Origin of the sequence: Pseudoalteromonas sp. S3260, assembly GCF_005886925.1 — a bacterium.
In the GTDB taxonomy this organism is placed as follows: domain Bacteria; phylum Pseudomonadota; class Gammaproteobacteria; order Enterobacterales; family Alteromonadaceae; genus Pseudoalteromonas; species Pseudoalteromonas tetraodonis.
Genome location: NZ_PNCV01000009.1, coordinates 53,028 through 74,548, shown reverse-complemented (window position 1 = coordinate 74,548; position 21,521 = coordinate 53,028). Strand labels below are relative to the sequence as shown.

Sequence of the window (21,521 nt, the reverse complement as noted above, 5' to 3'; positions counted from 1 at the left end):
GCAAATTCAACCTTGAAAGGTCAACAGACCCTAATTACTTATCAGTCTAATTATTTATCACTCATCACTTTACGAACAACCGGCTCAAGGCTTGCCATTCCCCACTGCTTGCCTGTTTCAATTGCAGACTCAATATCAGCGCCTTGCTGATGGGCTGAAATAGCCATTAGCGCACCAACACGATTACTGCTCGCACAATGAACAACCACTGACTCACCTTTAAGTTCTTCTAAAAGGCTAGCTAATCGTTTTGCATTGTCGATGTTTATATCTTGTGCACCTGCAATCTCAATTGCGTGGTAATTCATTCCTAAAGAATTGACTAACGCGCCTTCATCCCAGTCTTGCTCATCTGCTGCACGTAAATTAATAACATGCTTAACATTAGCTTGTGACAGTTGCTTAAACTGCTCATCAGTCGGTTGCGCTGCTGAAAAAACTAAGTTGTTATGTGCTGCAAAGTTTTTAATATTAGCGTTATTTACCACATCTATAGCTACTGGCTGCTCGCCCGCTATCACTGCTGACACTGCAATGGCTGCAATAAATACACTTGTACAGAGTTGTTTGATTAATTTCATACTATCCCCTCAAAGTAACTCATTTTGATTTTTAAAAATGCGCTTTTAATTGCTCTATCTGCTCATTAGTATAAGGCACACTCGGAAACTTGCCCCATACCGGCGCAGGCCACGCAATATCTGTTTTAAAACGCGCGATATGATGAATATGTAGTTGTGGCACCATATTACCCAATGCGGCTACATTTAACTTATCAGGATTAAACACCTCCATTAACAAATGACTGAGTTTCGCTGACTCGTGTAAATAAGTAATTTGTTGCTGCTCGGTTAAATCAATAATCTCTTTTAAACCCGCTATTCTGGGGACCAATACAAACCAAGGATATTGGCTGTCGTTTAATAGCAACACCTTACAAAGTGGCCAATCAGCCAGTTCAATACAATCTCTTTTCAGTTCAGGTGCTAAGGTAAATGATGTTTTGCTCATGTTAAAGTCCTTAGATTATTTTACCGCACACTTTATAGCATTTAGTTGCAGTTGCACACGCTTGTGCTTTACCATCGAGATAATTTTATGTAAGTAAAGGCAATCCTGTGTTAAAAAAACTAAAACATCTCTCACTGGCAATTCCCCTACTCGCGGGCGCATTAAGCGCAGAAGCTGAGCCGCTAACGCTTGAGCGTATATTTGATGATCCGAGCTTAGCAGGCAAATCTCCGGTACAACTTAAGTTTTCGCCTGATGGTAGCCGGGTTACCTACTTACAAGGTAAAACCGATGACTATAACCGCTACGATTTATGGGAATATAATTTAAAAGATAATACCAACAGGTTGTTAGTTGATTCGGCGCAGTTATTTTCAGGCCCAGAAAATCTCTCCGATGAAGAAAAAGCACGCCGCGAACGCCAACGTATTTTTGGAAAAGGTATCCTTGAATATAAATGGTCAAAAGATGGGAAAGCACTGTTATTTCCTCTTAATGGCGATCTTTATTACTATGACTTAGATGCTAAAAATAGTAAAAAGCTGACTAACACAGACGCATTTGAAACCGATGCGCGTTTCTCTCCAAAAGGAAATTTCGTATCCTTTATCCGAGAGCAAAACCTATATGCACTAGAGCTGGCTTCAGGTAAAGAAATTCAGTTAAGTAAAGATGGCGGTGGCGTAATTAAAAACGGCATGGCCGAATTTGTGGCGCAAGAAGAAATGAGCCGTATGACCGGTTATTGGTGGGCAAATGATGAATCTAAAATCGCCTTTACTCGCGTTGATGAAAGCCCTGTTCAAGAAGCGATTCGTAACGAAATTTATGCTGATGAAGTAAAACTATTTAACCAGCGTTATCCATTTACTGGCACCAATAATGTTGACATTCAACTTGGGGTGGTAAAGCTTAATGATCAAGCAGTTGACTGGATTGACTTAGGCGACGATAAAGATATTTATATTGCCCGCGCTAAGTGGCTAAACGACAGCAATACGCTCTCTTATCAATGGCAAAACCGCTCGCAACATAGCTTAGAATTACGTTTTTACAACACTAAAACAAAACAGCAAACCGTTGCTTTAACTGAAAAAAGTGATACCTGGATCAACTTGCATTTTGACCTTGAATTTTTAAAAGATAAAAAGCATTTTGTATGGGCCTCAGAGCGCGATGGATTTAAGCACCTTTATTTATATCGTAATAACGGCCAACTTATCCGCCAGATTACCGCAGGTGATTGGGTCGTAGATAGCCTAAAAGGGATAGATGAAAAAAATGGCGTTGTTTACTTTGCTGCACGTAAAGATACTGCGCTTGAAAGCCACTTATACAGTGCGCCTTTATTTAAAAAAGGGGGTATGAAGCGCATTACTGAAAAAGGCCAATACCATAATGTCGTTCTAGCTAAAGATAATAAAACTTTCATTGATAATAGCTCATCGGTTAATAAGCCAAATTCAGCTGCACTGCGCAAAATTAATGGTGAGTTTATTACGTGGCTTGAAGAGAATAAGCTTGATGACTCTCACCCACTTACCCCGTATCTAACTGATTTAGCCCAGCCCGAATACGGAACAATTACCGCTGAAGACGGCCAAATTATGCATTACCGTTTATTTAAACCAGCAAATATGGCAAAGGGTAAAAAGCATCCGGTTATTGTCAACGTTTACGGTGGTCCTCATGCTCAGCGAGTAACCAATAGCTGGCGCAGTAAAAATTTATATTTTCAATACATGGCGCAACAAGGTTATGTAATTTTTCAACTTGATAACCGAGGCTCTTACAATCGCGGTAAAAAGTTTGAAGATGCAATTTATAAGCACTTAGGCGTTGTAGAAGTGGCGGATCAAATCAAAGGCGTTGAGTTTTTACGTACCCTTGATTACGTAGACCCTGCTCGCATTGGTATTTATGGCCACAGCTATGGCGGTTACATGGCGCTGATGACTATGTTTAAAGCAGGCGATTACTTTAGCGCGGGTGTATCTGGTGCTCCGGTTACCGACTGGGCTCTATACGACACCCATTACACCGAGCGCTATTTGGGTCACCCTGATACTAATGCCCAAGGCTATATCGACAGTGCGGTGTTCCCATACGCTAAAGGCTTAAAAGGCCCATTAATGATTTACCATGGTATGGCCGATGACAACGTATTATTTACCCATGCCACTAAATTGTTTAAACAGCTGCAAGATAACAATCAACAGTTTGAAATGATGACTTACCCGGGTTCAAAACATAGCCTTCGCGGTAAACAAGTTCAAACTCATTTACATCAAACTATTACAAACTTCTTTAACCGTAATTTTAATACAAACTAACTAAGACTGGGTTAATTATTCGACTAAAGGCTGATACAAGTATCAGCCTTTTTTTATGCAAATAAGCTATATTGAAACGTCAACAAACAATAATTAAATTCATTATAAGCACCCGTTAAGTAAAAGTTCGGCCTATCCTTTTTATTGTATTTACGCAAACTAGTTAACAAAGAGAGTATTAAAAATACAATATAAGGAAAATAAAACCGTATTAGCCTATATTTTAACTATGCTTATTTAAGAGAAATAATGCTCTAATACGGGAACATGCATATGCCAAATCTCCGTCGTTTTACTATATTTCAACGTTTAGCCATTTTAGTAGGGATTGTAATTTTTGGTTTAATTGTATTGAGTATTTCGAGTTTAAGTAATCAATATAAATCGCTTAAAAATGAGCAATATCTAAAAACTAAAAATGTGGTGGAAACTGCTTATAGCATCATTACACACTACGCAGCGCTTGAACAAAATCAAACACTCACTCGTGCACAAGCACAATCTCAAGCGATGGCCTCAATACGCTCATTGCGTTACGATGATACTAACTATTTTTGGATCAACAATTATCAGCCAGCCATGGTAATGCACCCAATTAAACCAGCCCTTGAAGGGAAAGATTTAACGAATAATAAAGACCCTGATGGCACCCCTTTGTTTGTTGAAATGGTTGATGTTGTTAAAAAATCCGGCGAAGGCTATGTGCCTTACAAGTGGCCAAAGCCCGGCAGCGACAAACCTGTAGATAAAATTGCGTATGTAAAAGGCTTTAATCAATGGCAATGGATCATCGGCTCGGGCGTTTACCTTGATACCATAGACAACACCTTTTCGCAGCAACGTACTATTATCGTTATCAATGTTGTGATTATGATCGTCGTTGTCGTACTTTTTAGCTACTTTATTGGTCGCAGTATTTTAACGCCAACTCGATTAGCAGCAGAAATGATGAAAGATATATCTCAAGGTGAAGGAGATTTGACCCGCAGTCTAAATGATAGTGGTAATGATGAAATATCTCAGCTGTCGCGGTCATTTAACTTATTTGTATCCAAAATTAGGGAGTCTTTGGTGCTGGTTGCCAAAAGCGCAAACGATGTCAACGAGCATGCCCATGCAGTCGATGATTCTAGCAAAACCAGCCAATCATTCATTGAACTTCAAAACGACAGCTCAACCCAAGTAGCCGCTGCAATGGAGCAAATGACTCATCAAATTCATGATGTTAGCCGTAATGCCGAAGCTGCTGAGCAAGCCGCAAATGATGCTGCTAGTAATGCATCAACGGGTAAAAATGTAGTGTCGAAAACCATTACCGCTATTGAAACCCTCTCTAGTAATATAGAAACCGTGAGCAAAGTGACCGCCGACCTTGCTCAAGAGAGTAATAATATTGGCTCGGTACTTGATGTTATTAGAAGCATTGCTGAACAAACCAATCTGTTAGCGCTAAACGCAGCTATTGAAGCAGCAAGAGCAGGTGAACATGGAAGAGGCTTTGCAGTTGTAGCCGACGAAGTAAGAACACTTGCCAGCCGGACAGGTAAAAGCACTGATGAGATTCAAGCTATGATAGCTAAGCTGCAAGAAGGGGCTAAAGCTGCAGTTGAAGCGGTAAAATCTAGCCAAGAGATTTCTATTTCTACGGTTGAACAAGCCTCTTCAGCTAATGAATCACTTGATGAAATAGACAGGCTGGTATCGGTGATCACCGATATGAACGGCCAAATTGCTCGCGCCACAGAGCAGCAAACATCAGCCGCAGACGAGGTGAATTTAAGAATTAATGATTTATCACAATCTACAGAGCAATCATTGGGTAACACCAAAGATTTAACTCGCGCTAGCGACAAACTCAAACAAAGCAGTGTTGAGTTATCAAGCGTGGTATCGCGCTTTAAGCTTAGTTAACCTGAACTCCGGATAATAAATATCTTTGACCAATTAAAAAGCCCTGATTTTCAGGGCTTTTTAGGATTATTTATAGGGAGTTATAAACAATAGCGGGCAAATAAACTGCTAACTGACGCTGCGGTTGGTTTACCATGTTGCCAGTCGCCGCCTTCAACGCCACTACCAGCAATATCCATATGTACATAAGGAAGTGGTAAAGTAGATTCATTACCATGCTTATCTAATCCACCTACCACAGCTAAAAATGCCATAGGGAATTGATGGCCGCGCGCTGTGACAGCAGAAGCCGCATTATTACTAGAAAGCACATCGTCAGCTAAAGTGCGTGGTTTTATAAAATCATAATCTTCACGGCGTGAACGCGACACTTCAGCACCGTCAGCCCATAAATCACCACAATCGGCTAATTGGCGTGAAATATTAGCACTACGCGCGGGCCCATTCTCAACATATGCGCCATAAGGCCCCATCGCGCGCGCAGCGTGCCCTGTTAAGGTTGCCACTGTAAACAACGTTGGATTTATTTCATTTTTAGCTAAGTCTTTCATTTCGCTAAGTAAATCCCCCATAGCTAAACGCCCTTCGGCATCGGTATTACCAATACGTACTCGCACACCTTCACGGCTAGTAATTATTTCATCAGGGACAAAACAATCTGAACCAATAGAGTTGCGTACAACCGCTAAAAAGGCAATCACTTTAACCCCTTTAGGCTGATAATCGGCTACTGCTTTCATAAATCCAGCAACCGAGGCCGCACCGCCTTTATCGCGGCTCATACCGGCCATAAAACCACCGACTTTTAAATCTGCACCGCCCGTGTCATAGACTAAACCTTTACCAACAAACATCAGTGTTCGGGTTACTTCACCCTCAGGCACGTATTCAAGTTTAACAACGCGTGGATGATGGCGCTCTACCGCATACGATGCGCGAGCAACGGTACTTAGCATGGGGTAATGCTTATCAATGGCAGCTAAATCATCAATCACATCAACGCTCACCGCACTGTTTTCAAATAACTCAGTACAATAATCAGCAAAACGTGGGGGAGCCATGCGTTCAGGCTCGGTGCCACATAAATCACGTGCGGCATATTGCCCCGCAGCTAATGCATTGACTGCTTTGATTGTTTGCTCATTGGCATCAATTAAGCCTATTTGAGTAATAGGTTCAATACCTTGACCATGAAACTCACGCGCTTCTAGGGGTTGCCATAATGCTTGGCATGCGCCTAAGTAAGCCACTTCAAGAGCATGTTGATAACGGCTATCCGTATTTAAAGCGGGTAAATAAATAGCAGGGTTAACACTACCTGATGCTTTTGCCTCATTAATGGCTAATTTGGCTGCATCAAAATAACGACGAACGTCGTCATAATCTCTGTTTAAAGGGCCTGTTGGCGCTAACACGACACGTTTACCGGCAATCACTAACAAGGTGACTTGATTGCCTATGCGAGAGTCTACTTGGGCTTGGTCTAAAATTGCATCACGCAGTGGCGTATTTGGTAAATGAGAAAAGTCGTTGCTGATAATAATAAGTGCATCATGCGATGTACAATCTAGGCTTGCACTTACCAGCTTAGCCAGTACTGCTTTTGGATATGCCATAAAAAAGGATCCTGTTAGAAAACGTAGTCCCTATTATTATTTATTTAGCAATTTATAACCAGTGAACTGCGATAATCTGCATACTTACTGGCAACTTGGAGTTACACGTTTTACACATCTAAAATACTGAGCTGTAAATTATGCTCTGGTTGATTTTTAATACCCACGCCAATTCCTAATAAGCGCACCGGTTGTTGTAACCCACGTTGATAGGCTTTGCCGAGTAACTCTTTAAAAATAGCCGTGTTTAATTGATGCGCAGCTTGATCTGCTGAGGTCACTACAAAATTAGCAAATTTAACTTTAACACTTAATTTATTAATTTTATGTTGTAGTTGCTGTTTATTTAATCGAACCACGAGTTCATCTAACAGTTGCGGTAATTGTTCAAGGCATTCATCTAGGCTGTTTTTGTTGTATTCATAAGTATGTTCCACACTCAATGACTTACGTACCCGCTCGGTGGAAACACGCCCTATATGCTCACCCATGCACTTTTGATATAACGACACACCAAAATTACCCACATGCTGTTGCATCCAATTAGCCCCTTTTTCGCGCACATCTTGCCCTTTGTATAACCCTTTTAAATTAAGCTTTTCTAGAGTTACTTTACCCACTCCTGGAATTTTACCTAATGGCAATTGGGCTAAAAACGAGTCAACCTGCTCAGGCAATACTACAAATTGGCCATTGGGCTTATTTTCATCACTAGCAATTTTGGCTATAAATTTAATTGGGGCAATACCTGCAGATGCAGTCAGTCCTGTGGTATTAAAAATATCGGCACGAATTTGCTCAGCAATTAACGTTGCACTGCCTTTAAAAGCAGTACTATGGCTCACATCTAAATATGCTTCATCAAGCGAAAGAGGTTCTACAAGGTCAGTATAGCGGTTAAAAATGGCGCGGATCTGTGTTGATACTTGTTTATAAACAGCCATTCTTCCAGGCACAATAACTAAGTCAGGGCAAAGCTGTTTGGCATGATAGTTAGACATAGCAGAGCGCACCCCATACTCTCTAGCAATATAGTTAGCGGTAGAGAGCACTCCACGGCGACTATTTCCGCCAATTGCCAGTGGTACGCTTGCAAGCTTAGGATTGTCGCGCATTTCTACGGCCGCATAAAAGCAGTCCATATCTATATGAATAAACTTTTTCATCACACAATAACAACTGTTTATTTATACAGCCATTATTGTGGAATCACTTTTAATTAGCAAGCATGTTATTGCTTAAAAAGAGCGTTTACTTTTCTTTGGCTTATTAAAACAATATATCCAAAATAAAATTTCTAAAGAAAAGCCTAATAAAATCAAAACAATTGCCCCAGCCTCATTACCCATAGCGTAACAAGTAAACGACGCTATAAAAACGGTGCATGCCAATAACCAATTAATTATATTCTGCATAGTTATCTCCTTGTGTGTTAATAGTTACTATAGCCATGAATTTAAAGAGGTACAATTTTAGCCCTAGAATTTTTGCCAACTATAATTCCCTTGAGCTCATCCGACCATGTTGCTAATCTAAATGCTTTAAAACTAAGAGCAATAAATACATGGAAACGTTTAAACAACAACACCCTATTCATACCGATATCACTGTAGCATGGGGCGATATGGATGCCCTACAGCATGTTAATAACTGTGTTTACCTGCGTTATTTTGAAATAGCCAGAATCGATTTTTTAAATAAATTAAATTTATTTGATACTATTAATGCTAAAGCCACGGGGCCTGTGATCAGTGAAAATAATATTCGCTATAAGCGTCCAGTTACCTTTCCCGACACATTGAGCGTAGGTATTACCATTAGTGATATTAAATCTGACCGATTTGTAATGAACTACAGTGTGTTTAGTCATGCGCAAAACGCGATAACAACCACCGGCATGTCAAAAGTGGTGATGTTTGACTTTAAAACAGGCCAAAAAGCCACGATCACTGAGCCATTGTTATCGGCTTTAAAAGCAAACTCTCAAACCGAATAATTAGGATTAGCAATGCAATATAGTCAATTAGGCAGTAGTGGTGTTAGCGTTTCAAGAGTGTGTTTAGGTAGCATGACCTGGGGAGTACAAAACACTCAGCATGATGCCGACCAACAGATAGCCTATGCGCTTGAGCAGGGTGTGAACTTTATTGATACAGCAGAAATGTATGCTGTTCCTCCCTCTCCCGATACCTACGGTAAAACAGAAGAAATTATAGGCAATTGGATAGCACGTAATTCACAAAAACGAAAAGACATTGTTATTGCAACTAAAATTGCCGGTAATGGGCTTTCATGGATCCGTGATGGCGGTGATATTACTCGCCAAGCTGTTATTGATGCCGTTGATCAGTCTCTAAAACGCTTACAAACAGATTATATTGACTTATACCAATTACATTGGCCAAATCGTCGCACTCCTCATTTTGCAAGGCAATGGCCTGGTATGCTTAAATTTACCGAGGTAGATGCAAAACAACACACTGCTGATATGCTTGATATTTTAGAGGGGTTAGATGCGTGTGTTAAAGCAGGAAAAATTAAGCATTGTGGGCTTTCTGATGATACGCCTTGGGGAATTAGCCAATTTTTAAATTTAGCAAAAGAGCATAACTTGCCAAAAATGGTGTCTATCCAAAACGAGTTTAGCCTAGTACATGCCAAAGATTGGCCATATTTAATAGAACAATGTGTACATGAAGATATTGCTTATTTACCTTGGTCACCATTGGCCGCAGGGCTATTAACCGGTAAATACCTAAATGGAGCACGCCCTGAAGGCTCCCGCTGGACATTTATGCAGCGCAACGGTATTTTTCGTGATACGCCACAATCACAACAGGCGACCAAAGAGTATGTTGAACTTGCCCATGCACACGCTATCACCCCAGCTCAATTAGCGCTGGCTTGGTGTAATCAAGTTGATGGAGTGACATCATCTATCATTGGTGCCACTACTATGGCGCAATTAAAGGAAGACATTGATGCGTTTGATCTAACACTGAGCGATGACGTGTTATCAGCGATTGATATCATATTTAGAAATAATCCAATGCCTTACTAATGAAATTAAGCAAAGGGTAAATGTGATTCAATAATGTTGATTCTTTGCTATTCTTTATATTTATTTTTTAAGCGCTAAGGTATAATTAAATACAGTCATTTAATAAAGAATTATCAGCTTTTTATGGATACAGCTCGTTATTTCTGCCTGCTATTTTTAATATTCTCGAGTAACAGTATTAGCCAATCTAAAAATCAGCTCACTGAAATTTTATGGCTACAAAGCAATACACCACCTTTTCACTTAGACTCAGAGAATACTCAAATGGGCTTGTGTGACAATTTAACTAAGCAACTTATCAGTAGTATAAAGGATGTAAAACATACTCGATTATTTGTTCCACAAAAACGAATTAATAAATATATCAAAGAAGGCAAAAATGTCTGCTTTCCATGCGTAATCCATAAAAAGAGCACCAACGAAGTCTATACATACTCACGCCCTACCTCTATCTACCCTGAGTTTAGTATTATTACAACTAACCAAAAAGCAGAAACACTTACTAAAGCACATGGTAATCCTATAAATTTAATTAGTTTACTTAGCGATGAACGCTTTACCTATGGACAAGCCGCAGCACGACGTTTTTCACCACACATAAATATGATTATTGAAAACTCTTTGAGCCATCATAACGTGTCCTTGAGCTTAAGTAGTGATAATGAGAGTGGCGTTGTGATCGATAGGTTGAGGCATGGCTTTTTAGACTACTCGCTCGATTACCCTTTTATGGCCAGTTACTTTAACCAGCAACAACACCCTATAAAAATCGTTAGTATACCCATAGCTCAAAATACGCGCTCATTAATCAAAGGAGCTGTAGGCTGTGCGACTAATGCGCCTAATGATTTTGCTAATCAGGCAATTAAGAAAATTAATGCGGCATTAGAAAGTGCCATACTAGAATCAGCGGCTCATCAACTAAGCCAGCGACACTGGCTAAGTGAACATATCGATAATTTTGATAAACAATATTATCAACACATAATTAACTTTGACTCACAGACCAATGATGCTCCAATAAACACTGCTGACCAGAATAAAGAGCAACTTTAAACTCTCGCCCGGCGCTTACCATCCCTACGCCAGCAGGCGTGCCGGTCATAATAATATCGCCCTCTTCCAAACCCATAAACTCATTTACCTCTGCCAGAATTTGCGCAGGTTGGTGCAACATTAGCTGGGTTTCCCCGTGCTGAATTACTTTACCATCAATATGTAATTCAAACATAAACGATGTCATTTCTGGCGTTAACTCAATAAAATCACTAAATAATACTGACCCATCGAATGCTTTAGCACGCTCCCACGGCAAGCCCTTTTCTTTTAAACTGCTTTGCAAAGCTCGCTTAGTCAAATCGAGTCCAATCCCTACGCCTGCAAGCTGCTTATTTTTTATCACAAAGCATAATTCAGTTTCATAATGTAACGTATCACCGTTATGGGAAGAGAGTAAGGTATTAGTGATCGCGCTATTAGGCTTATTAAAAATTACCATTTGCTCAGGGTGTTCGTTGTTTAATTCAGCAATATGCGCACTGTAATTGCGCCCCACACAGACTATTTTTGAAGGTTGTATGCTCTGCGAAGCTAGCTTTATTTGATTCATTCTATCACCTGTTAATTACACAACGCGTTTAATATTTTGGCATACTCTCAAATTATTAATGCAAAAGCGAATGCAGTTTTATCATGTTTTTGTGACTACTACTGAGCTGAATATAATCAATCACATAGAATGGAATGAAAGTAAGAAGGGACTAATTTGGTAGGTTTTTGTATACGCGGTTTTAAAGCAATAAGCAGGTACATTTAGTACCTGCTTATTGATGTTTGTTAATAGGTTATTGACTACTTACAAGTAACACTACTTTGCTCGACAGCATTTGCTGTAATAGCCAGCTTAGCAATAGATACATGCCAATCACCTTGCGTGCTTAACTGCCAAGGGGTGAACACTTGCGCTAAGTCAACACCTTGCTCTGCAAAACAACTTAAGTTGATGTTTAATGTTTGCCATTGACCTGATTGCTCAAGGTTATCAGTAATATCAAACTTAAACTGACAACTCTCACCACACCCCATACCAACCCATAACGGACTAGCCGCGGCTTTATCTACTTTAATTTGTATTTGCAGCTGACCATTGTTTTCAACGTATGAACGTAAGTCAGATGGAAACGCAGCGGCTAAATTAACCCCAGCCATTGCTTGGCCATTAAAACGAATAGCGCGCGCATCTTCTTGCACCTCTTTATCAAATGTTTGGATGCTCACCGCACCTAATGACTCGCGACTGCTCGCCACCGTTTTTTGTTGCTCACCACTTTTTAAAACCAGTGACCACGGTGCTTTAATTGCACGCTCAAACAATACTAAATCATCCAGTTTTTCAGTCTGTTGAGTTTGCTCCACCAAGTCATCTTTTAAGACATTACTATCGTTGTAAGTTAAACCAAAACCATAAGGAAGTAATGGGCTGTAAGCTTCGTCGTTACGGTTTTCATTATCGATTGGATTATTAGGCCATGAAAAAGATAGCTTGCCTTTAAAGTCATGATTAATAGAGCCGTCTGCATTTTTAAACAAGACATCGCTAATAGCATCGCCTTCACTACCTGGAAGCCAAATAGCAACGAACGCATCACTGGCGTTAAGCTCAGCATTAACCCACATAGGGCGACCGCTTATAAATAATGAAACAACAGGGATTCCCGCATCTTTAAACTTACGCAGTAGCGCTAAGTCGCTTTTATTACCGCGCTGGTATTCAAGGTTATCAACATCACCATTACCCTCTGCATATGGCTGCTCACCAAACACCACAATGGCAACATCAGGGCGTGCAGTATATTCCCCTTCAACGCTCAGCGCTGCACTGCCACCAGCTTGCTCTACAGTATCTTTAATACCTGCATAAATAGAGCTGCCACCAGGAAAATCACTGTTTTTATTACCTGTACCTTGCCACGTAACACTCCAACCACCCGACTGCATACCTATATTATCAGCCCCTATGCCTGCGACTAATATGTTGGTTTTAGGTGATAATGGCAGTAACTGCTGCTTATTTTTAAGTAATACTAAAGACTCGCGTACAGCCTGTTTAGCCACTGCACGGTGATCGCTACTACCAATAATTTCAGTTTTTCCAGACAGGGGACGCTTCGCAGGGCTTGGTTTATCAAATAACCCTGCACGCATTTTAACGCGTAAAATACGCGTTACTGCATCATTAATTCTACTGAGTGGGATTTCACCGCTATTAGCTTGGTTAACCAAGTTGCTAAATAATGGTTTCCACTCATCCGGTGCCATGTATACGTCTAAGCCCGCATTAGCCGCTTGAGCACAGTTACTATTAGAACAACCTTTAACCTGCCCGTGGCCATTCCAGTCACCGACAACAAAGCCATCAAAACCCATTTTATCTTTAAGCACATCGGTCAGTAAATATTTACTGCCGTGAATTTTTTCACCATGCCAGCTATTAAACGAGGCCATTACCGTTTGTGCACCTGCACCCAAACCACCAACATAACCTTGAGCATGAAGCGCAAATAATTCTTCTTCAGAGGCGATATTATTACCTTGATCATCGCCATTCACAGTACCGCCATCACCTAAAAAATGCTTAACGGTGCTAACTACTCGCGTATCTGATAAAAAGTCTTCATCAACAGCGCCTTGTAAGCCTTTAACAATTGAGGCTGAATATGCTTTTACTATTTCAGGGTCTTCAGAATACCCCTCGTAAGTACGACCCCAACGATCATCTCGCACTACGGCAACCGTAGGTGCAAATACCCAGTCAATACCGGTAACCATAACTTCACGCGCCGTTGCTGCGGCAATTTTTTCAATAAGTTCAGGATTGTTCGCCGCCCCTAAACCAATATTATGCGGAAATAAAGTCGCACCAATCACATTGTTGTGTCCATGTACCGCATCAGTGCCCCACATTGTAGGGATCGTGCTCCCATCGAGGGAATCATCAATAGACGCTTGATACATCTTTTCAGCTAAATCAACCCAGTCTTCGGGGGTTGCATGTTTATTGTTATTTGGAAACGAGCCACCGCCGTTTAAATAGGAGCCAAAGCCATATTTACGCATATCTTCAACCGTAATGTGACGAATTTCAGGTTGGATCATTTGCGCTATTTTTTGCTCTAGCGTCATGCTCTTTAACATATCTGCGATTTTTTGCTCCATTTGAGCATCGCTTTTAATACCGGTTTCTATTGTTGGCCAAATTTCTTTTTGATTTGTCGCATCGCTAGCACTGTTAGAGGGTTGCGAACAACCGCTGCTGGTTATTGCTGCTAGCATCAGTGCAGTGACTGAAAAAGTTCGTTTAATAATCATAGCATTCACCTAAAACTTAAAGACGAGTTGACGTTGTTTTTTTTGCACCAAACAGCGCGAAGTAAGTAATATATAAATAGCAGCCAATAGGCAGTATAAGCGCTAACTGCACACCGATATTGTCAGCCAGCATACCTTGTAGTAATGGAATAATAGCTCCACCTACAATCGCTAAGCATAAAATACCCGACCCCTGTGAGGTGTATTTACCCAAGCCTTGAAGCGCTAAACTAAAAATAGTAGGGAACATAATAGAGTTACACAGACCAACCAATAAAATAGCCCACATAGCGAGTGACCCTTGACCTGTCATTGCAATTAATACTAACACACCGGCCAAAATACCATGACAAGCTAACACCTTGGCTGCATTTAATTTTTGCATAATCGCAGCGCCAGCAAATCGCCCTATCATTGCACCTGCAAAATAATAGCTAATATAATGTGCAGCTTGTTGCTCTGGTAAACCCGCAATATGGTCAAGGGTTAAAAAGCCGACTAAAAAGCTACCAATCGCAACTTCAGCACCTACATAAACAAAAATACCAATAGCGCCCAAAATAAGATGGCGATATTTCCAAACACTGCCTAAGTCAACAAACTCTGTGTCACCTTGATTTTCAGCTTCACTATCAATCGCTTTACCGAGTTTAGGTAACTTCAAAAAAGCAAAAATAACAGCCAGTGTCAGTAAACTTGCACTGAGCATTAAGTAAGGGAATTTAACTTGTTCGGCTGTAGCTTGACTAATTTCAGACAAAATCAACCAACTACCAAATAATGGCGCAACCGTTGTTCCTAAAGAGTTAAAAGCTTGGGTCATGGTTAAACGCGAAGACGCTGTTTTTGCAGGCCCTAATACGCTTACATAAGGGTTAGCAGAGACTTGTAAAATAGTGATCCCTGAAGCAAGCACAAATAAAGCAAGTAAAAATAGTTCGTAAACATGTGCCTCTGCAGCGGGGTAGAATAATGCACACCCTATCGAAGCAACAACCAAACCAACAACAATACCAAATTGGTAACCTATTTTACTAACGAGTTTTCCTGCAGGAATTGACATAACAAAGTAGGCACCAAAAAAACAAAATTGTACCAACATTGCTTGGGTGTAATTAAGGGAGAACATTCCCTTTAAATACGGAATTAAAATATCGTTCAGGCAAGTAAGAAAACCCCACATAAAAAACAAGGTCGTAAGCGATGTTAACGCAAAGGTGTGTGTAGACCCTGGTTTTTGGCTGTTTTCTGCTGCCGGTAGTGGCTGTGTGATATGTGCCATAATATAATCTCTAATTATTTATAATTATCAGATTGTTACCTCTATTTAATTGCGTTTAGTAAAACTTAAAATGCAGATAATAGTTGCAACACCAAATGTAAGCGCTTACATTTATAGCATACAGAGAAAATTTATCAATTTATTTACAAATAACATTGTAAGCGCTTACATTGCTGTATTATACAATTTCTATTGCTTAGCTAATTACGGTAAAGCGCATTATTATTGCAAGCTTAAGGACGTATCTCATTGTGTTTAAAACAATTTCGTTGCCAGGCACGTCAGCCCTTTTAAAATCGCCGTTTATTTTTGGTGTTGCCACGGCCTCTTTTCAAATAGAGGGAAGCCACAACACGCGATTGCCATGTATTTGGGATACTTTTTGTAGCAAACCAAACACCATTGCAGATAACAGTAACGGCAATCACGCCTGTGAGCATGTAAAATATTGGCAAAAAGACGTTCAAATGATTGCCGATTTAGCCGTTGATGCCTATCGACTTTCTATTTCTTGGCCCCGCGTTTTACACCAAGACGGAAGTTTAAACATTCAGGGCATGGCGTTCTATAAGTCATTACTACAGGCCCTTAAAGCACGCAATATTAAAACTTATGTCACTTTATATCACTGGGATTTGCCACAACATTTAGAAGACAACGGTGGTTGGCTAAATCGCGATACCGCGTATCAATTTGCTCATTACGCTCATATAGTAACTCAGCAACTAGAGGGCTTAGTGGATTCTTATGCGACCTTAAACGAACCGTTTTGTAGTGCCTACCTAGGCTATGAAATAGGGGTACATGCACCAGGCATAAAAAGTCAAAAAGCAGGACGCCAAGCGGCGCACCATTTACTATTAGCCCATGGACTTGCGATGCAAGTGATACGCAAAAACTGCCCTAAGATAGAGGCCGGTATTGTGCTTAATTTTAGCCCTGCCTATCCATTTACTCCTGACGATGAACGCGCTGCTAAATTAGCTGATGACTATCATAACCAATGGTATATTCAGGCAGTGCTGGAAGGCCGCTACCCTGAAGTGATTAAGGAGCTTGCAAATGATGCAAAACCTGATGTTGCAAATGGCGACATGGCAATTATTAGCCAAAAAATCGATTTTTTAGGGGTTAATTACTATACTCGTATCCATTACAAAAATACGCCAGATCATTGGTTTAGCGAAGCTCCTTTAGAGAATATTGCCACTACTGATATGGGCTGGGAAATATACCCACAGGGATTGTGTGAACTCCTACTTTCATTAAATGATCGTTACACGCTACCTAAAGTATATATAACTGAGAACGGTGCAGCGATGGCCGATGTATTAATAGATGGAAACGTAGATGACATACATCGTATCAATTACTACCATACACACCTTAATGCCGTTCATAATGCCGTTGAGCAAGGCGTTAATGTGCAAGGCTACTTTGCATGGAGTTTAATGGATAATTTTGAATGGGCCTATGGCTATGAAAAACGCTTTGGGCTAGTCTATGTTGATTACCAAACTCAACAACGCACCTTAAAACAAAGTGCAATTGCGTATCGTGATTTTCTTAAACAGCGCCAAAAATAATAATGAGTGGCTTTTATGCTGAGTAAAAAAGAAAAAATAGCTTATGGCCTAGGTGATACGGCCAGTAATATTATTTTTCAAACCGTAATGCTATTTTTAACTTTTTTCTACACCGACATTTTTGGTATTTCGCCTGCTGTTGTTGGTACCCTTTTTTTAGTCGTCAGAGTCATTGATGCAGTTACAGACCCAATAATGGGCGCCCTGACCGATGCCACTCATACAAAATACGGTAGCTACCGACCTTATCTACTTTGGCTTGCCATCCCCTTCGCTGTTATAAGCGTGATTACCTTTACTACCCCCGCGATGGATGACGGCAACAAAATTATTTACGCGTTCGTTACCTACACCTTGCTAATGTTGGTTTATACCGCAATTAACATTCCTTATTCGGCACTTGGCGGCGTACTCAGTAGCAATCCTAACGAACGGGTTTCTATTCAATCATATCGATTTGTGTTTGGCATGCTGGGGGGGGTATTGGTTACCAGCTGCACTTTACCTTTAGTAAAGTGGTTTGGCGAGGGTAATAACGAGTTGGGCTATCAACTCACCATGCTGGTTATGAGTTGCCTTGGTGTAGTGTTATTTCTAATTTGTTTTCGTTACACCAAAGAGCGGGTGATCAATCCACCACATAAATTATCTTTAAAAACACAACTTCACGTTTTATGGCAAAATCAGCCGTTTAAAATATTGTGTATGGCAGCACTGATATTATTGACCAGTATGGTGCTGCGCACTACCTTAGCTATTTACTATGTAAAGTATGTTCTTGGAAAAGAAGATTTAATCACCGAATTTGTGACTTTAGGTATGGTCGGTAATATTATAGGCTGTGCGTGTGCGCAACCTTTAAGTAAACGCTTAGATAAAAAAACGGCTTATATTTATCTGCAATATATTTCTGCCATATTGAGCTGTTTTGCTTTTTTTGTCCCTAATGAGCAAGTTTTACTCGCCTTTTTAATGTATTTTTTATGGTGCTTTTTCACTCAAATGGCGACACCTTTATTGTGGGCAAAAATGGCAGATGCTATTGACTACGGAATTTGGCAAAATGGTCAACGACTCACAGGTTTGGTTTATGCAAGTGTGGTATTTTTTATCAAATTGGGGCTCGCATTAGGCGGCGCTATAGCGGGTTGGTTACTTGCGTATTATCAGTATCAAGCCAATGTAGAATTAAGCGAAGCAACTAAAAGCGGTATTTTAACCTCATTTACACTCTACCCTGCGATTGGCAGTATACTTGTGGCTTTAATAATGACTAAATACAACTTAGATAACAAAACCATAAAAAAAATCACCGCCGATTTAACACAAAAAAGTAATTTGTAACAAGGAATAGTATGGCCACCATTTATGAGGTGTCAAAGCTTGCAGGGGTATCACTTGCCACTGTTTCAAGAGTAATGAACAACAATGCAAACGTAAGTGATGCAACCAGAAAAAAAGTGACTTTAGCGATGGAAGAATTAGGCTACCGCCCAAATTCTATTGCCCAATCACTGGCCTCTAATTGCTCTAATAGTGCTGGCTTATTGGTTTCTGAGTTAAAAGGTCCTTTTTATGGCCCTATGATGAGCGGCATAGAAAACACCCTCAGAAAACAAGGTAAACACGTTATTATTACCGCAGGGCACAGTGACGCAGAGCGAGAACAACAAGGCATAGAGTTTTTAATTAGCCGTAATTGTGATGCACTTATTTTGCATGTTGAAGCGGTTAGCGATGAATATTTAATAAAGCTGAGCAAAGGTAAAACGCCGTTTGTTTTACTTAATCGCCATATTCCTGAGCTCGCCGATCGCTGTATTATTCTTGATAATGTTAAAGGGGGCTATTTAGCGACTAAATACATTCTTGAGTCTGGTCACAAAAACATTGCTTACATTAGCGGCCCTTTATGGAAAAAAGACGCTCAAGAGCGTTTAAACGGACATAAACAAGCACTTGCTGAACATACCATTGAGTTTGATGAAAACAGTTTGTATGAAGGTGACTTTATAGAAGATAGCGGCTACGAAGGATTTACTGCTCTTTATAAAAAAAATCCCGCCATTACCGCCTTAGTGTGCGCCAATGACGAAATGGCAACGGGTGCAATGGTCAGTGCCAGAGAGCATGACATTGAACTACCCGCACAACTTTCAATAATAGGCTACGATAACGTGTTCTTTACCCGCCATGTGTACCCCCCTTTAAGCACTATTAATTACCCAATAGATGAAATGGGTAAAGTAGCTGCACAGTGGGTACTGAGCCATGTTTATCAAAAAAGCGTACACCCTATTCAAACGTTATTTGAGCCCGAGTTAGTTATACGCCAATCTGTGGTTAAACCTTTAACATCTAGGTAAGCTAATAGGGTGTTAAACAAGCTGATTGAGTAATGCTAAATTTATTGGTTTTAACAATACCTGCTCTATTTCTAGCTGTCTAATGTGTACGGCATCAGGCTCCATTCCACTAATAATAACTCGTTGAATATCAGGATAGTGTTCTTTAATAAACCCAGCAAGCTCTAAACCTGAACCATCAGGTAAATGCATATCGAGTAATACTTTGTCGTAATTACTGTTATGCTCAAGCGTCGCCTTACAGTCTTTGACACTTGTTGCTATATCCGTGTCTACATCCAAACTTTCTAATAATAACTGAGTAATTTGTCCGGCATCAGCATCGTCTTCCACTAATAAAAAACGCTTTATATTAGTATTATGTTTTGGCGTTGGCTGTATCGATGAAACACGTTGTGTTTTTTTCCCCAGCGCTGATTCTAAGCATTGGTATAGTAAGTTTGAATCCACAGGTTTGGCAATCATATCGTCAAACCCTAACGCGGTTAGTTCGTTATGAATACCTTTCATGGTGGCCGCGGTTAAAGCAATAATCGCCCCTTTAAACCCTAACTTTCTAAGTTCAATGGCTGCTTCTTTTCCGCCCATCACCGGCATATGAATATCTAAAAATATAATATCGTAAGCGGCGCGGCCCTCTGCAAGTTGCTTTTTAACCTTATCAAGCGCTTGTTTGCCATTATCAGCATAATCTACATCTGCACCCGCTGAGCCAATTAAATGGCCAACTAACACGCGTAAATCGCGTAAGTCATCCACCACCAACACTTTGCCACTTACTTCGCATGGCGCTACTTTTTGCTGCATGTTGGGGGTTAAATCAAGTTTTAATAAATTGCGCTCTACCTGTCTGATATCACCAGGGTATAAGGAAATGGTAAACGTTGAGCCCTCACCTACATAAGAATCTAATGAAATGGTGCCCTGCATACGACTAAGTAGCTCAGAACAAATAGCTAATCCCAAGCCTGCACCACCTACTGAGCGCGACTCGACATCGGCAATTTGCTCAAAAGGCTTAAAGATGAGTGCTTGTTTTTCTGGAGCAATACCCAAGCCTGAATCTTTAATGCTAAAAAAGAGCATTTCACGATCAGCCACCGTCTCTGTCCATGCGTTAACGATAATTTCGCCTTGCTCGGTAAATTTTATCGCATTATTGATCAGGTTAATGAGAATTTGTCGAACCCGAGTAGCATCTACACGAATAACTAATGGCAAAGGCTCCAGTGATTCAAATTTTAATGATAAACCTTTATCAAGGGCTGATACACGCATTAGCGTAAACACGTCGGCCATTAGGCTATCAAGATTAACATCCCCCAAGCTTAGCTCAAGCTTATCGACTGCAATTTTAGATAAATCTAAAACATCATTCAGTAAGCTCAATAAGTGTTTGCCATTACGATAAATAACACCCAACTCATTTTCAGCTTGCTTGCTAAAATCACTGAGCATAAGTAGTTCGGTATAGCCTAAAATAGACGACAAGGGAGTTCGCAGTTCGTGGCTTAAATGCGCTAAAAAGCGGTCTTTTGAACGGTTTTCGGCCTCTGCTTTTAAGCGCTCAACTCGCTCATCTTCTACATCGCGGCGCGCTAATGCATAACGAATAGAACGGGCAAACCGGCTACCACTCATTTCACTTTTAACTAAGTAATCAACCGCACCAGCATCAAGCGCAGCCGAATCTAGCGCATCGTTAGATTGCCCCGTTAACATGATAATAGGCCCACAAAAGCCATTCTTAATCGCTTGCTTTAAAACACTTAAGCCATCTGAGGCACCTAAGCGATAGTCAAGCAAGCAAATATCATGCTCATTTTTACTTAGTACATGTATTGCCTGCTCAGGAGAGCTTGTCCAGTCTATGTCAAACACATGGGAACTGAGCTGCTCTAAATAGTCACGAGTAAGAATGTAATCATCTTCATCATCTTCAACCAATAGCAGCTTCGTTGCCTTTGCTAACATAGCGTCTCCTATT

16 protein-coding genes are annotated in these 21,521 nt (G+C 40.4%); 8 read left to right on the top strand and 8 right to left on the bottom strand.

Annotation, left to right across the window (positions count from 1 at the left end; translation table 11 throughout):
• Positions 1–50: 50 nt before the first annotated feature.
• The gene (locus CWC14_RS01715) at positions 51–581 is read right to left on the bottom strand and encodes a protein tyrosine phosphatase family protein (RefSeq protein WP_138560923.1); all 531 of its coding nucleotides are present in this window, start codon (positions 579–581) and stop codon (positions 51–53) included.
• Between the two features lie 31 nt (positions 582–612).
• Positions 613–1,011: an HIT domain-containing protein gene (locus tag CWC14_RS01710; RefSeq protein WP_013464220.1), complete on the bottom strand. Its 399-nt coding sequence runs from the start codon at positions 1,009–1,011 to the stop codon at positions 613–615.
• Positions 1,012–1,118: 107 nt separating this feature from the next.
• On the opposite strand from CWC14_RS01710, the gene CWC14_RS01705 reads away from it, so the two are divergent.
• The gene (locus CWC14_RS01705; RefSeq protein WP_138560921.1) at positions 1,119–3,344 is read left to right on the top strand and encodes a S9 family peptidase; all 2,226 of its coding nucleotides are present in this window, start codon (positions 1,119–1,121) and stop codon (positions 3,342–3,344) included.
• A 273-nt stretch (positions 3,345–3,617) separates the two neighbouring features.
• Positions 3,618–5,255, top strand: coding sequence for a methyl-accepting chemotaxis protein (locus CWC14_RS01700; RefSeq protein ID WP_138560919.1), 1,638 nt, complete (start codon positions 3,618–3,620; stop codon positions 5,253–5,255).
• Positions 5,256–5,335: 80 nt separating this feature from the next.
• Here the strand turns inward: CWC14_RS01700 and CWC14_RS01695 are convergent, their stop codons facing one another.
• Positions 5,336–6,871: a M17 family metallopeptidase gene (locus tag CWC14_RS01695; protein ID WP_138560917.1), complete on the bottom strand. Its 1,536-nt coding sequence runs from the start codon at positions 6,869–6,871 to the stop codon at positions 5,336–5,338.
• Between the two features lie 110 nt (positions 6,872–6,981).
• Positions 6,982–8,037: a DNA polymerase IV gene (gene dinB / locus CWC14_RS01690; RefSeq protein ID WP_138560915.1), complete on the bottom strand. Its 1,056-nt coding sequence runs from the start codon at positions 8,035–8,037 to the stop codon at positions 6,982–6,984.
• 398 nt (positions 8,038–8,435) lie between these two features.
• Here dinB and CWC14_RS01685 point away from each other — a divergent pair, with 398 nt between their 5' ends.
• The 3 genes from CWC14_RS01685 to CWC14_RS01675 all read left to right on the top strand — a co-directional run bounded on the left by CWC14_RS01685 (position 8,436) and on the right by CWC14_RS01675 (position 10,988).
• Entirely contained in the window at positions 8,436–8,867 is a 432-nt protein-coding gene (locus CWC14_RS01685; protein ID WP_024601547.1) for an acyl-CoA thioesterase, read from the top strand.
• Positions 8,868–8,879: 12 nt separating this feature from the next.
• Positions 8,880–9,932, top strand: a complete 1,053-nt coding sequence (locus CWC14_RS01680; protein ID WP_138560913.1) for an aldo/keto reductase — start codon at positions 8,880–8,882, stop codon at positions 9,930–9,932.
• A 123-nt stretch (positions 9,933–10,055) separates the two neighbouring features.
• Positions 10,056–10,988 (top strand): ABC transporter substrate-binding protein, encoded by a 933-nt coding sequence (locus CWC14_RS01675; protein ID WP_138560911.1) that lies wholly within the window; start codon positions 10,056–10,058, stop codon positions 10,986–10,988.
• Here the strand turns inward: CWC14_RS01675 and CWC14_RS01670 are convergent.
• The 3 genes from CWC14_RS01670 to CWC14_RS01660 all read right to left on the bottom strand — a co-directional run bounded on the left by CWC14_RS01670 (position 10,921) and on the right by CWC14_RS01660 (position 15,582).
• The gene (locus tag CWC14_RS01670; protein WP_138560909.1) at positions 10,921–11,541 is read right to left on the bottom strand and encodes a fumarylacetoacetate hydrolase family protein; all 621 of its coding nucleotides are present in this window, start codon (positions 11,539–11,541) and stop codon (positions 10,921–10,923) included. The two genes, CWC14_RS01675 and CWC14_RS01670, sit on opposite strands and share 68 nt — an antisense overlap.
• A 242-nt stretch (positions 11,542–11,783) precedes the next feature.
• Positions 11,784–14,300, bottom strand: a complete 2,517-nt coding sequence (locus tag CWC14_RS01665; RefSeq protein WP_138560907.1) for a glycoside hydrolase family 3 protein — start codon at positions 14,298–14,300, stop codon at positions 11,784–11,786.
• A 16-nt stretch (positions 14,301–14,316) separates the two neighbouring features.
• Complete coding sequence (locus tag CWC14_RS01660) at positions 14,317–15,582, bottom strand: sugar MFS transporter (protein ID WP_138560905.1); 1,266 nt, start codon at positions 15,580–15,582, stop codon at positions 14,317–14,319.
• A gap of 251 nt (positions 15,583–15,833) precedes the next feature.
• On the opposite strand from CWC14_RS01660, the gene CWC14_RS01655 reads away from it, so the two are divergent.
• The 3 genes from CWC14_RS01655 to CWC14_RS01645 are packed head-to-tail and all read left to right on the top strand — an operon-like array spanning position 15,834 to position 19,534.
• Complete coding sequence (locus CWC14_RS01655) at positions 15,834–17,168, top strand: GH1 family beta-glucosidase (RefSeq protein ID WP_138560903.1); 1,335 nt, start codon at positions 15,834–15,836, stop codon at positions 17,166–17,168.
• A gap of 15 nt (positions 17,169–17,183) precedes the next feature.
• Positions 17,184–18,512, top strand: a complete 1,329-nt coding sequence (locus CWC14_RS01650) for a glycoside-pentoside-hexuronide (GPH):cation symporter (protein ID WP_138560901.1) — start codon at positions 17,184–17,186, stop codon at positions 18,510–18,512.
• Positions 18,513–18,523: 11 nt separating this feature from the next.
• On the top strand, positions 18,524–19,534 hold the full coding sequence (locus CWC14_RS01645; protein ID WP_138560899.1) for a LacI family DNA-binding transcriptional regulator: 1,011 nt from the start codon (positions 18,524–18,526) through the stop codon (positions 19,532–19,534).
• Positions 19,535–19,546: 12 nt separating this feature from the next.
• Here CWC14_RS01645 and CWC14_RS01640 read toward each other — a convergent pair whose 3' ends face one another.
• Positions 19,547–21,508: a response regulator gene (locus CWC14_RS01640; protein ID WP_138560897.1), complete on the bottom strand. Its 1,962-nt coding sequence runs from the start codon at positions 21,506–21,508 to the stop codon at positions 19,547–19,549.
• Positions 21,509–21,521 lie beyond the last annotated feature (13 nt).

Excerpts from the sequence above, each read along its gene's own strand:
- CWC14_RS01680 (WP_138560913.1), top strand. The coding sequence starts at position 8,880 with ATGCAATATAGTCAATTAGGCAGTAGTGGTGTTAGCGTTTCAAGAGTG.
- CWC14_RS01715 (WP_138560923.1), bottom strand. The coding sequence starts at position 581 with ATGAAATTAATCAAACAACTCTGTACAAGTGTATTTATTGCAGCCATT.
- CWC14_RS01640 (WP_138560897.1), bottom strand. The coding sequence starts at position 21,508 with ATGTTAGCAAAGGCAACGAAGCTGCTATTGGTTGAAGATGATGAAGAT.
- CWC14_RS01670 (WP_138560909.1), bottom strand. The coding sequence starts at position 11,541 with ATGAATCAAATAAAGCTAGCTTCGCAGAGCATACAACCTTCAAAAATA.
- CWC14_RS01710 (WP_013464220.1), bottom strand. The coding sequence starts at position 1,011 with ATGAGCAAAACATCATTTACCTTAGCACCTGAACTGAAAAGAGATTGT.
- dinB (WP_138560915.1), bottom strand. The coding sequence starts at position 8,037 with ATGAAAAAGTTTATTCATATAGATATGGACTGCTTTTATGCGGCCGTA.
- CWC14_RS01645 (WP_138560899.1), top strand. The coding sequence starts at position 18,524 with ATGGCCACCATTTATGAGGTGTCAAAGCTTGCAGGGGTATCACTTGCC.
- CWC14_RS01685 (WP_024601547.1), top strand. The coding sequence starts at position 8,436 with ATGGAAACGTTTAAACAACAACACCCTATTCATACCGATATCACTGTA.
- CWC14_RS01695 (WP_138560917.1), bottom strand. The coding sequence starts at position 6,871 with ATGGCATATCCAAAAGCAGTACTGGCTAAGCTGGTAAGTGCAAGCCTA.
- CWC14_RS01660 (WP_138560905.1), bottom strand. The coding sequence starts at position 15,582 with ATGGCACATATCACACAGCCACTACCGGCAGCAGAAAACAGCCAAAAA.
- CWC14_RS01665 (WP_138560907.1), bottom strand. The coding sequence starts at position 14,300 with ATGATTATTAAACGAACTTTTTCAGTCACTGCACTGATGCTAGCAGCA.
- CWC14_RS01675 (WP_138560911.1), top strand. The coding sequence starts at position 10,056 with ATGGATACAGCTCGTTATTTCTGCCTGCTATTTTTAATATTCTCGAGT.
- CWC14_RS01700 (WP_138560919.1), top strand. The coding sequence starts at position 3,618 with ATGCCAAATCTCCGTCGTTTTACTATATTTCAACGTTTAGCCATTTTA.
- CWC14_RS01650 (WP_138560901.1), top strand. The coding sequence starts at position 17,184 with ATGCTGAGTAAAAAAGAAAAAATAGCTTATGGCCTAGGTGATACGGCC.